Here is a 14604-nt window from a genome sequence, read left to right on the forward strand (position 1 = left end):
GTGGATCCCTTTAACTGCACAACAAGAGGGACAGGTCACATCAATCTTTGCCATCTGAATGTTCTCCAAATAGGCATACTATACATGATTCAATAAATTGATGTCACGACCCTATACATGATTCAATAAATTGATGTCACGACCTAAGATTTAAATCTTTTTTCATTTTTGCTGATAGCTTCTTTAACACAAAAACTAATATCTGTTGCAAACTGACGCGCTGCAATGCGGCTTGTCTGCTGAAAGGCAAAACAAAAAACCATTTTGCCTTTCATCGTCCGGCATCTCAATTGAACTCAGATAATCATTACTATCACTAATAAATTTTTTGAGCTAACTTTATGACTAAGGCAACAAAATGAAGGAAATTGTTATGCGCAGACCTCTATTAAAAACAGCAGCGTTGTTATCACTATTTACTCTGACCTCTTCAGCAATAGCCGCATCGCACATAGTGACCGTGTTTCAATGTGCTAACAAGAATCATAAAATGGTCAATGTGAGCCTGTATAATGGAAAATACACATATCGATTTGGTAAAACTAACCAAAAACCCGATATCGAATTACAGAGATTTCCAGAACAATTATCTCATCGATTTCATAATGTCAGTGCAGCTGATACTGACACAGGGAAAGCACAAATTCATGAGCTAGATTTTAAGAATGGTGACTTCACTTATACTGTAACTTCATCATATCTTGGGAGTAAGTATGTTGCTGGTGTCGATGTTTATAAAAAAAATAATTTATTAACAAGCATAAAATGTCTACCTGATACCATAATCGATCACCTGGCTGAACATATTTCTGACTTACCGGAAAGTGACTCTTAAACGTGCTATCACACTTACAACTATTTCTTAAACATTGACGTTGCAATCACCACCGCTATACCCAACATTATCGCTGCCGGCAACAATATTACCGTCGGATACAACAAGGGATCGTGCTGGCCGGTTTAATACTCCGTTTGGCATGATGATGGACAAAACTGGACTCTTACCCCGCCCGGATAACCGGACAGAATAATCCCTAAAATAACTTCAGCCCATTTATAGTGATCGAATTGTCAACAATAAATGAGCTGAGTATTAATCCAACTTACTGGTAATTAGTCTGATTATTGTAACAACAGGCTGTTTTGAAGTTCATTAAGTTGACTCTGTAACTGTTGTAATTCCAATTGCTTTTGCATTTCAGATGGTGATGGTTGGTTTTGCAAATTATGCAAGCGTTGCTCTAATTCAGCGATCTGTTTTTCCATTTTCACTTTGCCCGCAGATTTGGTTTTCAATTGACCCAACAAGCTGTTTATAGATTTCTGCAATGCGGTGTGAGAACGCTTTTTGCTTTCCAGACTCTCCTTACCCGATTTTTTCTCACGTTCAATCGCTTCATAAATTGCCTTAAACTCTTTATTCAAAGCCTGTTCGTGTTGTAGTTCTTGCTCCTTTTCCACTACACGTTGATCCCAAGTTCCTGAGTAATTACAGTTAAACTTCGCAATAATACTCATATCGCCCAATGTCGGATCACAGTCTTTTGTCTTCGTTACACAACCAGCCAATGCGACACCAGCTGCTAACATAACTAATCCACGCATCATTAATACACGCATAAGAACTCCCTTATCAGCTCACTTTAATTGCGGTACGTTGTTCATAAAGGCTGTCGAGCTCTTGTTGTAACGTGCCAATGTTTTTTCGCATCTGGACAATTTGATTATCCAAATCTTTCGTACGAATTTTATCTTTTACCATCAAAGAAGAGACTTCATTCCACTGCTTTTCATGCGCTTTCATTTCCTTAATAGTATTGCGCAGATAAGCAATATTGGCGTCAAGGCCTGCCAGCTCTTTTTGCATCTGGTCTCTTTTCACTGTCTTCGCAACGATATTTTTTTTGAGATTTGCTAAAGTACGCTTATCCGCCGCAATAACTTCCCTAGCTGTAGCCGTTACGTTCTGGATACGTTTGTTTTCTGCTTTAACATCGTTAATTGAAGCAACCAGTAACTGCTCTTTAGTTGCATATTGTTTACGCTGGTTATCCAGATAAGCATTGGCTCCCACACCAACACCGCAACCCAAAATAGCAGCGGCAGCAATACATATTGCTTTATGGTCACTGGCGAGCGCACAAGCCAATGCTCCTGTCGCAGCACCAGCTATACATGCCTGCCATCCCGATTTATTAAAAAATTCAACATCTTTATTCTGGGTTAAACGAGAATCCACTCCCCCACTCTGGGCAAAAGGGCTTTGCAAGGTTTGGCAGCCCGCCAGAAAAAAAATCATGCAGATAGAAACCATAGAACGAATAGATTTCAAAACCATTCCTTATTATCCTTTTTTTAATCTGATTGATTATTAATTATTTTTCTTACATGCATCTAACCAACTGTCTCGTGCAACTTTCCCGTTGTTCCAATACCCTTTAAGGTTGTCCCAATAAGTGTTGAGGTAACGGTTCAAATTCGTCTTTCCGCGTGCTGACATTTGCTGTTGAACAATACGAAGTTGCGGGGCAATAAGCTCAACATTATAAGTTATTCCCATATCCACCAAGGTATCAGCATAATAATTAACAATAAAACTCAGCGCTTTTTTATGCTGTTCTAGCTGTGTTTGGCGACGCGAGCAATTAGCATCTAGCTCACTGCCCGCTTTACAGGTTTTTTCATATAAACTAACCAAGCGATCATAAAATTCTCCGTCATCTTTTAATTTGGTACATAAGAATGCCCCAAGCTGCAAAGAAGTGCGTATTGCCTGATCGCGCTGTTCATCACGCAGCTGTGCATTTGCCCGCAGATCAGCTCGCAATTGTTCCAACTGCTTTTTTACCGTCGTATCCTGAACCTGGGCTGAGATATTACTCAAGTTATCAATAGAATCAGCTGCTTTTTTCTCCTTGGCTTGTATATTATCTGTACCTAATGCTTTCCACTCTTTGGCAATCTCTTTGATACGTTCTCGGGAAGTCAATGTCGGAGAAACCAGCACCAAACGAAAGCCAATGGTTTTATTTTTATTATCACCTTGTCCCGAATAATAAGGTTCTTCACCACGCAATGCGCTACGTATGTCGTTTTGTGGTGTCAGAAAGTTTCCGCCCCTAACGATATATCCCCCTGCTTTACCATGCTGGCGATCTAATTTATTTAAGCGGAAAGGTTCAAACATCATCTCAGATGCATTGCCTAACATATCATGCAGCCCCAGCGGGTTAGGTTTAAGTAAGCCGGTAAGTTGAAGTTTGCCATTGGAGGATTGGGAGCCTGCAAACCAGACATAATTGGTTATCCCTTCTGGCATTGGGAAACGTTGATCGCGGAATTCAGCCGTGGAAACAGCCAAACCACCACGGGCAGCAAACTCCCATTCAGTTTCTATCGGCAAGCGTAAGAAACCGGGTTTACCATCTTCTACGGGTAAGGCCTTAGGCTGATTATTCAATAACCAAAGGTTATATTGGTTCGCCAGATTCATGGCATCTATCCAACCAATATTCACTTTAGGCAGACGCAGTTTCATATTTGGTGTCGGACAGTTGCCCATAATGGCCTGATATTGTAAATCTGTTATCTCGTACTTCGCCATCAAGAAGTAGCGCCCCTTGACAGACCGGCCTTCTGCGAAACTTCCCGCAATATGTTCAGCTCGCGCTTGCTCCAGATATCCCCATTCATCGTTACCTTCCCCGCCCAATATAATGCTGTAATCCTGCAATGGTTGGCTAAGGGGAATGGAGATCTTGCGAAATACCATCGCACCACTACAAGGCATAGGTAATATCACATCATCCGCCAATGGCTTGGGATTATAATATTTTTCTTCCCAACTCACATTGGCTGCATTGGCAGAAAGTGAAAATGTTCCAAGCAAGAATCCTGACAAGACCATACCCACATAAGCCCCCCTCACACAATGATTAAATCTCACGTAAACTCTCCGCAGGTTCAATTTTCAATGCGCGTAATGCCCCTATTGCAGCAACCCCCAACGCTACGGCTAAAATCACCAATAATGCGATCAATAGATGCGAGGGTTCCAAATGGCACACAAATGCCGTTTCAGGTAGTGAAGCCCCCAGTACACTGTCAAATAACTGGCTGGCGCCAAAATAGAGAAATAAGCCTATTCCCCAAGCACTGCCGGTAAGAAACAAAGCCTGGATCAGGATAAACAACACAACAGCCCGACGACGGAAACCCAATAATCTAAGCACAGCCATATCTTTTCTCTTACGATCGATATTTGCCATAAAGGCCCCCACCAGCGACGCGACACAACCTGAAGCAGATATCCAAGCGATAACGCTAAAAATCAAGCCAAGTACATAATCGATGGCACGTACAGATTCAATCTGTGCCTGCTGGGTCACCGTTTCAATATTTTGCTGCTGTAGCCAGTCAGCTAATTCTTCTACCGTATCAATGCTACTAGCATATAACCGAGCTTTGGCAAAAGATGTACGTCCATGGACTTGCTTCCCATCGTGGGTATTGAATAGCTCTACCTGATAACCATCACGGTAGTCTTCCATCGCAACCAAAAGAGGCAGCGTGACGAAAGCGGCAGGGCGGGAAAATTTCGCTCCATCAATTACATCAATGACAGTTAATGTATGTTGTGCGCGTTCGTTCAGCCCATCTCGTTTACGGGTAATCACTAAACGTAAGCTATCCCCTATTTTTACCTGCAACTGCCCTGCGGCACTAGCACTAAGCACGACTTGTTGAGGACCCTGCGGTATCCGCGCGTTAACCAACAAGGGATCATGTGGGGCTGTGGGGATCACTTCAGCATTACTGACAAAATGCCGATTATATTTAACCAGATCAGCCTGCGTGTTCAATGAACGCGTTAATGGCATAACAAAACTGACATCGGGACGCTCCGCAAGCTGCATCAGCCAAGTACGGTCATAGTTACCATTTCCCAACATACGAACTTCGAGTGTACGTGGATCATCCAATAGGATATGGCGAAGCTGGCTGACTATGCCATTTTTCAAACCAAACAGCAGTAAAAGAGGCGTGATTACAGCAATCAACGAAAAGATGATACAGAACGCGACCTTGCGATCATGAACCAAATCTGCCAACGCCATACGGGGCAGAAGCCAACGAGACGGTCGCATGGTAGAGCCATTACTATTAATAGATTGTGAAGACACTTTGTTTTTCATCCACTTTCGCAGCATAACGTTTAAGGCTCAAATCTGTGACCCGCTGCCAATCATGACTCACAATAATCGCAACTAAACCCAGTGAGTTTACCATTTCAATTATCAGGCCAAAAAGTGCCTCCGCATTATGGGGATCCAGCGCTGCTGTAGGTTCATCTGCCAATAATAGTTGAGGTTGATGAGCAATGGCACGAACAAAGGCGACACGCTGGCGTTCCCCAATTGAAAGTTGGGAAGGCATTTTTTTCATCAATCCCCCAATTTTCAGGCGCGAAATAGCGGTATCCAGCCAATCGGAGTGAACCACTAACCCTGCTATTTTGCGAGGCAATTGAATATTTTGCTCCACTGAAAGCCAAGGAAGCAGGCCACCATGTTGCAAAACAAAACCGATATCTTTCGCCCGTATCCCAGCAAGTTGGCGCTCTTCCCCTGCCAAAATCGGCGTGGCAATATCACGTGGTGGCATTCCTAATCGGTAACACATGAGATGATCAGGTTGCAATATCCCCCCAATCATCTCCAGTAAAGTGCTTTTACCACATCCACTGGGACCTGTTAATGCGGCCACTTCTCCCGCATCCAGCGACAACGACGGCAAACTAACGGTAAGACCTTGCTCTTCCTGCCCACGCTGTATCTGCATCGACTCAATGTGCAACATCATGGAAGATTTTCCAATGGTACAGGGTAGACGTTATCACGCGGATCGCTGTCTGGTGCCAATGAAATCCAGCGATCGACATCTTCGTTATAACGCTGGTAATACTTAAGTTTGGTATTCAAACGACGAATAAAACGCTCTTGCTCCAATCCATCCCAACTTTTCCACGTCTCTTCATCCAGGCTCAGCACTTCGCTCAAATAAGGCAATCCTTCGATATATTCACCCAGCAGCCCCATTTCACCAAGTTTGGTTGCTTGCTTATTTTTTGCCTGTTTTGGATCATTCCCCATAGTCGCAGCTAGTGAACGCAAACTGGCAAACATATCATCCGGAGAAATCAGGCCTTCATTGGCTGCATCCACGATCTTCTTCATGATTTCACTCAGATCACTTAACTCGCTCTTGGTCAACAGTACCTTGACCTCTGTCGCTGGAATATTTTGTTTCACCAAATCTCGGTCACTAATCCAAGATTTAAATACCGGCGGTGCTTGGATTCCCTGTTTCTCGCCAAGGTATGCCAATTGCATGGCGTGCCCTAACAAAGCAGCATCACGCAGTAAAGGTCCCTGTAATAACGCCTCTTTTTCTCCCGCATCAGAAGAATAGGATTCATCAGCGCCAAGTGCGCTACCAACCGTCTCTTTTCCACTCCATGCTGTTTTAATCTGCCCTGTGATCGCATTGGCCAAGCTGTCAACTATCGTACCAAAACTGTTCACATCGCCTGAGTCAATCGGGTAATACAGCGGTTTATGTAAGAAGGCATTGAGCGTTAACTCACGGTACTGGCTCTCTGCGGAAGCATGGTTTTTACGCCCTGCTGGTGTTTTCAAATGAAGTGCATACAATGCCACACCGCGATAAGTAGCCTCCAAACGCACCTGTGTAGCATCCAATTTAGTGGTGGATAATTTATCATCACCTTCCAATGCACCTGCATCCGTCACGAGGATCACATAACGCGCACCAAATTTCGTCCAGTCCACTTTATCCAATGCCGTCATTACGCCTGCATAAGCGTCTTCATTGACTTTGCTACTGGAAACTTTGGCTTGTTTGAGGTCACGAACTTTTGCCAGAAAATCTTTTCCATCTTTGACCGTATTGGGATCGACATACAGTTTGCTGTCATATTCCAAGCCTGGAACCGCCGTAACATTGGAGCGATAAGCGATAAGGCCAAATTTCACCTGCCCAAGCAAATTCTCTTTTTCAATTTGCTGGTAAATTTTCTCAATGGCTTGTTTAGTACGATCAATATAAGGCCCCATCGATATAGTGGAATCAATCACGAATACCACCGATGCCGAGAACCCTTTCATCATATTTTTTTCTTTATCGGGAGAGATGTTACTTCCCTTATCTTGCTCTGAATTAGGCGTTTCACTTACGGAAGCAACATTAAGTATTCGTACTTGATAACCTGTGTTGGTAAAAATATCATCCGAATCCAACACGGGCAGCAGATAAAAATTCTGGTGCTGATTGATCATATAATCAGGTTCACGCGCCAACACAGAAGAAACGGATTTCCCCTCTTTCAGCCCACTCAATAATGGCTGCAATTGCGCAGCCGGATTCGGTTTGTTCAAAATATCTTCTACATCCGTTTTATCACGGAAGAACAACATTGGGCTACGCCCAGAAGGGTTGGTAAAAGCCAAAGTCAACTGCATTTTCCAATCTACGGTACAGCCGGATTTCATCCAGCCACGAGGATAACCGTAACTATCAGGACCTACATGTAACCATTCTTCGTTTCCTTGCTGCTGGCGCTGGTAGACGTAAAAACGACTAAAGGCAGGTTGTTCTTTGCCTTTTTCACCGATCTTCGCCGATAATTCACAACCAGGATAAGTTAGCACCCGCTGATAGAGCGTTTGTTTCCCTTCCTGCAATAACGGTGTTTGTGCTGACGCCCCAGTCGATACCACCAATGCCAGAGCGGGGAAACCCGCCACCAGCCAGCCAAGATATTTCATCATGCCATTCCTATTCCTTCAGCACGCTATTTTTTCAGTTCTTCTAAACGAGCTTTCGCTTTACGATTTTGTGGATCTTGATTAACCAGTATTTCGTACCAATAAATGGCCGTTTGAGCATCCGCAACAAAACACCCTTTTTTCGTTGCTGTTTTCGGATCATATTCTTGGGCATAACGTAAAGCGATGTTTGTATCACCCGATTGTGCCTTATAGGCATAAAGGCGCTGGGCAATATCACACTGTTTTGCCTCTTTTGCCTGATTAATGATTTCCAACACTTGCTGGCTGGAAGGCTGGCTACGTAAACAACTTTTAACAAAATCCAGCCCACTGCCTTTAGTCATATTTTCACCTGCACAAGGCGCTGTTTCCGACGCGCTGGCAATCACTGGTTCTGGCTTAGCTTGTGGTTTCAACCACCACCAAAATGCACCAGCAACGACTACAATCAACAATACCGCCAGAGCTATCAATAAATTTTTGTTTGATCTTTTTGCCGATACTGGTGGCACAGGTGATGGGATATTATCCTTTTCATTGAACGACAATGACTGCGCCTCTGATTTCGGCAATACAGTATTTTGTGTTTCAACAGGCGATGTTTCGTCAGGAAGCACGGCTGTTTCCTGCGTTGAAGATACATTGTCACTAAGCTCACGTTCTTTATCTGTAGGGACATAGTCTCCTTTTGCCAAGGAACTTAGCACCCCATCGGCAATTTTCAGCACCCCGATATTTTGCAGACCATCACAGTCTTTTGCTGTGACACGATATGCCACCTGACGCTCAGCCAACAAAGCATCAACCAATGCAGGGCCTATTTGCGCTTCCACCGCGCCATCCACTTCCTGCAATTCAGGAAGCATTAACCACACTTCATTGCTGATCCATTGCCCTCGCTCATCTACAAAACAGCGATCCTGATTGCGCTGGACTGATACCTTGATGCCCTCAGTGGCTCCCTGCCAATCTTCAATGCGCAATATGGCATATCCCGGCTCAACCGGTTCATGAGGTCTCAGTTCTGGTTTAATCACAACTCGTTACTCCGACGACAATTGAATACGTTGAATAATGGCGCCCAGCTGTTCATTTTGGATGGCAGTAATTTCACGCCCAGCAGAGTGACCGGCATTTTCTTTAATCACGTCCTTCAGGCCGATCAGCCAATCAAAAACAAACATGGCGCTATAGTTCAGCGTCTCGTTTGTTAATCGATAAAGCCGTTCATCACCTCTCCACAATGCTGGATCTTTTTTATCTGGGCGGGAAAAAATAGGTTGGCCTTTGTTAAAACGGCTATCAGGACGTTTTTCATTCGGTATGTTCTGATAACCCAACCAAGTGACAAAATCATTCATAACGTGCATCACACGGGAAACCTGACGCTCCATCATTTTTTCCCGTCGGACACCTGCTTGCTCCGTGTTTTCCAGCACTTTCAGCAGATCCCTCTCGACGTTCATTCTCTGAATAGCCGTAATTAATTCATCCACCAACATTTCAACAATAGGGCGAGGTAGACCGATAACATTCGCCACATCCAGCTGTTCCGGGACGGTTCGCAGGTAATTGATCCATAATTTAATCACGCGATGGGCAAACTCTTGTTCATGGCTGTGAACAGATACCGTTTCGTCTGGTGTATCACCGAACAGATCAAAATCACTACCAATGCCGAAGTTGGCTATCGATTCATCCGCTTTATTATCTTCAACAGACAACTCCACTTCCGTTTCCTGCATATACAGTTCTTGCAGTGCCTTGCGCGAAGGGATAAAACTTACCAACAGTTCACCGTGCATCTCCATACGGGTTTGCAATACCTTAAGAATATCATCAGCAATCAGTTCTTTTCTCGCCACGTCTTCAGCCCCATTTGGCTGATACCAAGCATGTAAGTTCCCTTCCACCAGTTCATGACGAGTTTCATCTAGCTGTTCCGCTATACGCATCAACTTAATTTCATGTTGTGAGGCGCTCCCCAAATAGTCGGCCAATCGACGCATACCACCATCGTCAAGTTGAAGCATGGCATCCCATGCCTCCTCAGGTGAAGCAATGTGACGCTGAATCGCAGTATCCTCAAGGAACGTTTTTTTCATCAAGGTCAACTTAGGTGCAGTTTGTTGATTGAATCCTACTTCACTGTCTGCTTGCATCATGATAAATGGTGTAGCCTGACGCGGTTTACGCACCAAGAAGGTATTGTTAAAAGCTCGCCCTGGTTGCCATTCCTGCATCCACGGAAAATGACCAAAACGTTCTGTCATAGTGATTTTAATCATGCCACCCTTGCCCCAGGCTTCGCGCAGCATGTCTTCTGACTTGGTTAACTCTTGTGTGATACGTAAGTCCAGCTTAGTGATCGCCCAAACTAATCCCGATGGACGACGAGCACGGCTACTAGCATCAGCGCCTTGGGTATAACGAATCCACTCATCCAATACACTACCAACATCTTTCACGTTGGATTGTTCATTTGAAGGTGTGCAAACCACCAATACGTTCATTTCTTGGTTGAGCGTATAACGTTCAAACAAATAAGCTACCTTGCCCCGCAGGATTAATTGCGCCAGCGGGTTACTGTCTTCATTTTCTGTTTCTGCCGCGTTTTGGAAATAATCCAGTGACTCTACGCCAAGGCGACCGCGGTAACCGGGAAAATCTAGCAAGTCGACATTTTCAAACAACCTTTCCCGTGTAGAAGAAAGCAATGGTACATGCAGTTCGACTGTTAGTGCGGTAAGTTCTGCCAAGGAGAGGGAAACAGGGGCAGACAGTCCATTTTCCAGCTCAGGACAAACTTCAACCTGCAAGTCATTGCTCTTGTTCAGGCGCTCCAGCATATCAACATTCATTATGCTGCTGGTTTGTACCAATCGATTATTCTGCTCAGTGACCAAAACACTCAGTGGTGCCCTGACCAAACTGGCACCTCCCAAACGCTGTAACGTATAGGCAAAACGTCGATAGGTATCGCTGAACTCACGAATATTGCCCCATAGTTCGCCAAATAACTGGGCACGATCATCAATTGATAGCCAAGGTGCCAGCTCTACTGCCGTTGGCCAGTATTGCAATGCCATTTTGCTTTGGCTTTTTTCCGCATGACGAACTAAATAATCCCATAGTGCAACAACATCCTCTTCCGTCATGCCCGGCTCTTTATGAGGCTGGCGTCGTCCATTTAGCGTGGTAAGCAGCGCATTAATGCGTTTTTCATCATAACCCCAATCAATCCTTTCCTGATTGAAGTCATGAATAAACGTATTAGCAAGAATTTTGGCGATTTCCGCTTCATTAAATAGTTGTAATTCAATCGGCCAATCTGGATTGACTGGGAGTGTATGACGACTAAAACGAGTAACAAGGCCGGTAGCCTCTTTGCCTCCACCACGAGGGTTAATATGTTCGATAAAATCAAGTTTATGGTGACCCATTTGGGTTTCTAAACGCCCATTTTCCCCCGCAGCCAGCGAGGAGATAAGATAGGACTTTCCCGCTTGGGACAAACCGAAGAAACCAATAGTCATCGGACGCATGGCCGCCGTCGCCAAACGGTGCGCTGTATTACGGCTCCGACGCAATTTCAGTTTTAACCGATCGGCTTCTGTATTCAGGCGAGGGGCATTGCCACGCACATCCTCTATCCATTCAATCGCTTGGCCCGCTCCTTTTGCTACATCAAGCCACGCTTGTTTTAATTGTTCGGGAGTAAGGTTATTCATTAGATTTTTATGCTCCCACTGTCGAGCCAATAATAAGTTTCACCCAAGCCACTTCCAATCAGGGTATTAAGTTTGAAGCTAACGTCGTTAGGGCGCGTGTTTTGCTCAGATCCGACAATTTCCATCTCATTAATGCGGAATTTTTCTGGGCTACCGTTAGATTCTGCTTCGCGCCCCTGCCCTTCTTCCACTTCCAATTTCAGGCGTAATATCGCATCACCAGCTAATGCTGCCGCTACCCGAGCGCCCTGAATTTTCAGGGTATACAACGGGGTTGCTGGCCAACGTTCATTATCGAGTTGACGGAAACCTAGCCGCATTTCCCCACGTGATTCAAAATATTGCTCGCGATCCAGTTGGAACCCTGGTTTATCCAGATCTATGTCTCGATAAAATATATTGCTATTTTTCAACAAGTTATTACTGTCAAGCATGCCAAAATAACGAATGGTTGAATAAGGTTTGAAATTGGCAGTACGGAAGTAGAAATTACTCAGCCGTGATTTCTCCGCCAACAAGCACAGCATCGCCCCAACCGCAGCAGTAGATTTAGGATCTTCAATCAACCCGTTCTTATTGAATGGATACCAACCTCCGGTTTCATATCCATGCAGCGGGAGAATACGTGCAGGCGGCACTGGTTGTAATTTGCACAGCAATGCCTGAATTCCTGGCAAGCGGGAAGGACGTCCAGTTAACAGCAAGATATCGCAGCTATAGTGCCAAAGGACTTCACTCAATGAACGCAGGCTTTGGCAGATATTAATGCGGTTATTGCGGAGATCAATAAACTCATTATGCAGTTTCATCAAGCTAATGTTTACTGGGACATTTAGAATAGAGAATTCATTTTTTATTCCGGCTGGCAGATTACGTTTAACTTCTTCATCCACGTATTCAAGCAATTTATTCGTTGGTGGAGAGGGAAGCAGATCACTGAACGTAGCGCTAATTACCTGCTCACCTGTTGCGAGATTAAATTTTTCATAATGATGCAAAATGGCAAGCGCTATCGGAGCAAATATTTGCAATGTCAATTGTTGACGCAGCACTTGCTTACCCGCTTCCAGTGCCTCACTACCAAACAATCGAGACATGATTGCTTCTGCATCTAAATCTTGATAACCGATGTCCAACAAGGCAGCCTTGAATGCCGGCTGTAAGTAAAGCTGGATCACGTCCAACAAAATATCATCACCGGCGACTTTAAAACCCTCGCGGAATAATTGCGTTGGAACAATACGCACATTACTGCCACTACCTTCATCCAAGGTATAGCGCGTGATAACCAGATCCGTCGTCCCACCACCAATGTCGATGGATGCGATTTTCAATGTGCGTTTATCACCAGTTTCCAGCTTGTTGTCAGGCCGCACAGTGGCAGCAAAAAACTCTTCACTACGACCACAAAAATAGTTTTGTGTCTCGTTATAGAGGTAAACTAATTGGCCACAAGTCGCCTCATCCCATTTCACATGCACTTCTGGCAATATGCGCTTGCGTTCGACGTTCTTATCTTCCCGCCCACTTTCATCAATACCTTGATCTCGATCTTCCCAGCTCAGTGCTTTCCACACCAATCTGATGGCTTGTGTCATTGCCTGTTGGAAAATAGCACGCTCAGGCTTTGGCATAGCTGGCGGAACAGTAAGAATGATATTTTTTAACTGGCGTGGTGTACTGGCATGGGTCATCTTCAAGCGTTGGGCTGGGCTATTAATCTGCATTAACGCTTGTGCCAATACCTCTGACAACATCATAGTCATCAAAGAGCGACGACTATAGTTCGGTGTAAACACTGGCATACGTTCAGAAGGCTTGAGTGCATAAAGCGCTTCACCCTTGTCATTGATCATGTAGGTCATCGGTGCCGCTGTTGCCTGTGGTTCACGATCCGATTTAACAAATGCACGACTAAACCGCCAGCCGGGGGAATATGTTGCTTCATCCCATAAATAACGTTTTGGACTGGAAAGCCCGGTTGATCCTTCCGTTCCTAAACGCTGTGATGCCATGCGGAAGGCTTCTTCTCCCAAGCGGCCAATAGTTGGCCAAGTAAAGGCATCACTACGTCCACTCTTCGCGGAAAAATCCTGCTTGCCAAATTCAGCCTGGGCAAATTCCAATCGGCTTTCAAAAGGTTCTGTATAGACATATTGAGGTTCACTCAAGTCACGTAGCTGCAACTGATAATGATGAGATAAGCCTTGGTTATCATCTTTGTGGTCTTCAATCAAAATCCCACAACTGCGTGAGTTACCTATATCTAGCACCAAGTCAACGTCAATAATCGGGTTATCATTTAACCTGACATCATTAAGCTGAATTTCAGGAACGCCCAGCGAAACGTTCAGTGCATTAACCAAATTAAGATAATGCGCCTGATGTTCCTTTTGGTTCAGGCTATTATCGATATCTTCATGATAATGGCGCCATAATCCAGTAGCCCGCTCGGTATAGGTTTCCCGCAACCAATCGTCCACCCATTTCAGCAACAAAAAATCACCCATTTCATGATGGTTTTCTGCCAGCGCAAAACCGACACCAGAACGTACATCGTCATCCCCCGGTGCCAAATATTGGGTATTCGTTCTGTCTGGAAAAACTTTGGTATCAAAAGCCAGCGTCACACGCCAGGTGTTTCCCTGTTCATCCGGTGTATCAAGTGCATGAAACTTCACCCGCGACCAGTTGGTCGGTCCTTGTGCAAAACTCCCGGGTGAATTAAAACGGAAAAATGGTAACGGTAGCCAAATGTCGTTATAAAGCTCAAGGGATTTTTCCAATGACAATGAGTAATCTGATTCCGCTGCAAACGCAGAAACTCCCGACGGTGAGGGCACCAGGAAATTGTTATCTCGCTCGTTATATACCAAGCGGATCACTGGATTATCTTCTCCAGCCAGTAGAAATTCACCGTACACTTTGTGCTTAGGTAACGCAAAAGCAAAATCCAGAAACTGAATACCACTGTCACGGATCAGTGTGACTTTCTCTTTGAAATCAGTAATAGTTGCCAGCAT

The 14604-nt window shown here is 44.6% G+C and carries 11 protein-coding genes and 1 pseudogene; 1 reads left to right on the forward strand and 11 read right to left on the reverse strand.

Annotated features, from left to right (window positions below):
- Positions 1–143 precede the first annotated feature (143 nt).
- Positions 144–275, reverse strand: coding sequence for a hypothetical protein (locus tag IQ211_RS19835; RefSeq protein ID WP_262985586.1), 132 nt, complete (start codon positions 273–275; stop codon positions 144–146).
- Positions 276–358: 83 nt separating this feature from the next.
- Between IQ211_RS19835 and IQ211_RS01920 the strand changes: the two genes are divergently transcribed.
- On the forward strand, positions 359–835 hold the full coding sequence (locus IQ211_RS01920) for a hypothetical protein (protein WP_223281598.1): 477 nt from the start codon (positions 359–361) through the stop codon (positions 833–835).
- A 20-nt stretch (positions 836–855) separates the two neighbouring features.
- On the opposite strand, the pseudogene IQ211_RS19445 reads toward IQ211_RS01920, so the two are convergent.
- From IQ211_RS19445 to IQ211_RS01965, 10 genes and pseudogenes are all read right to left on the reverse strand, one after another.
- Positions 856–1001 (reverse strand): annotated as a pseudogene (locus IQ211_RS19445) (IncC plasmid conjugative DNA transfer DtrJ family protein); the annotation flags it as partial.
- Between the two features lie 121 nt (positions 1002–1122).
- Positions 1123–1620 carry a hypothetical protein gene (locus tag IQ211_RS01925; protein ID WP_223281597.1) on the reverse strand — a complete coding sequence of 166 codons (498 nt, stop codon included), beginning with the start codon at positions 1618–1620 and terminating at the stop codon, positions 1123–1125.
- 13 nt (positions 1621–1633) lie between these two features.
- Entirely contained in the window at positions 1634–2338 is a 705-nt protein-coding gene (locus IQ211_RS01930; protein WP_189758629.1) for a coiled-coil domain-containing protein, read from the reverse strand.
- Positions 2339–2371: 33 nt separating this feature from the next.
- Positions 2372–3907, reverse strand: coding sequence for an SUMF1/EgtB/PvdO family nonheme iron enzyme (locus IQ211_RS01935; protein WP_189758633.1), 1536 nt, complete (start codon positions 3905–3907; stop codon positions 2372–2374).
- A 28-nt stretch (positions 3908–3935) separates the two neighbouring features.
- Positions 3936–5183: an ABC transporter permease gene (locus IQ211_RS01940; RefSeq protein ID WP_282885608.1), complete on the reverse strand. Its 1248-nt coding sequence runs from the start codon at positions 5181–5183 to the stop codon at positions 3936–3938.
- Complete coding sequence (locus IQ211_RS01945; RefSeq protein ID WP_223281596.1) at positions 5164–5862, reverse strand: ABC transporter ATP-binding protein; 699 nt, start codon at positions 5860–5862, stop codon at positions 5164–5166. The genes IQ211_RS01940 and IQ211_RS01945 overlap by 20 nt, the downstream gene beginning before the upstream one ends.
- Positions 5859–7847, reverse strand: a complete 1989-nt coding sequence (locus IQ211_RS01950) for a vWA domain-containing protein (RefSeq protein WP_420856233.1) — start codon at positions 7845–7847, stop codon at positions 5859–5861. Before IQ211_RS01950 ends, IQ211_RS01945 begins: the two co-directional genes overlap by 4 nt.
- A 26-nt stretch (positions 7848–7873) precedes the next feature.
- Positions 7874–8887, reverse strand: a complete 1014-nt coding sequence (locus IQ211_RS01955; protein WP_189758627.1) for a hypothetical protein — start codon at positions 8885–8887, stop codon at positions 7874–7876.
- 6 nt (positions 8888–8893) lie between these two features.
- Positions 8894–11581 (reverse strand): putative virulence factor, encoded by a 2688-nt coding sequence (locus IQ211_RS01960; protein WP_189758626.1) that lies wholly within the window; start codon positions 11579–11581, stop codon positions 8894–8896.
- Positions 11581–14604: a virulence factor SrfB gene (locus tag IQ211_RS01965; protein WP_189758625.1), complete on the reverse strand. Its 3024-nt coding sequence runs from the start codon at positions 14602–14604 to the stop codon at positions 11581–11583. The genes IQ211_RS01960 and IQ211_RS01965 overlap by 1 nt, the downstream gene beginning before the upstream one ends.

The organism is Xenorhabdus griffiniae (genome assembly GCF_015163655.1).
Taxonomy (GTDB): domain Bacteria; phylum Pseudomonadota; class Gammaproteobacteria; order Enterobacterales; family Enterobacteriaceae; genus Xenorhabdus; species Xenorhabdus griffiniae.

Coding starts and splice junctions, on each gene's coding strand:
- IQ211_RS01935 (WP_189758633.1), bottom strand. CDS start 3,907: ATGGTCTTGTCAGGATTCTTGCTTGGAACATTTTCACTTTCTGCCAAT.
- IQ211_RS01960 (WP_189758626.1), bottom strand. CDS start 11,581: ATGAATAACCTTACTCCCGAACAATTAAAACAAGCGTGGCTTGATGTA.
- IQ211_RS01945 (WP_223281596.1), bottom strand. CDS start 5,862: ATGATGTTGCACATTGAGTCGATGCAGATACAGCGTGGGCAGGAAGAG.
- IQ211_RS01930 (WP_189758629.1), bottom strand. CDS start 2,338: ATGGTTTTGAAATCTATTCGTTCTATGGTTTCTATCTGCATGATTTTT.
- IQ211_RS19835 (WP_262985586.1), bottom strand. CDS start 275: ATGAAAGGCAAAATGGTTTTTTGTTTTGCCTTTCAGCAGACAAGCCGC.
- IQ211_RS01920 (WP_223281598.1), top strand. CDS start 359: ATGAAGGAAATTGTTATGCGCAGACCTCTATTAAAAACAGCAGCGTTG.
- IQ211_RS01965 (WP_189758625.1), bottom strand. CDS start 14,604: ATGCTGGCAACTATTACTGATTTCAAAGAGAAAGTCACACTGATCCGT.
- IQ211_RS01950 (WP_420856233.1), bottom strand. CDS start 7,847: ATGAAATATCTTGGCTGGCTGGTGGCGGGTTTCCCCGCTCTGGCATTG.
- IQ211_RS01925 (WP_223281597.1), bottom strand. CDS start 1,620: ATGCGTGTATTAATGATGCGTGGATTAGTTATGTTAGCAGCTGGTGTC.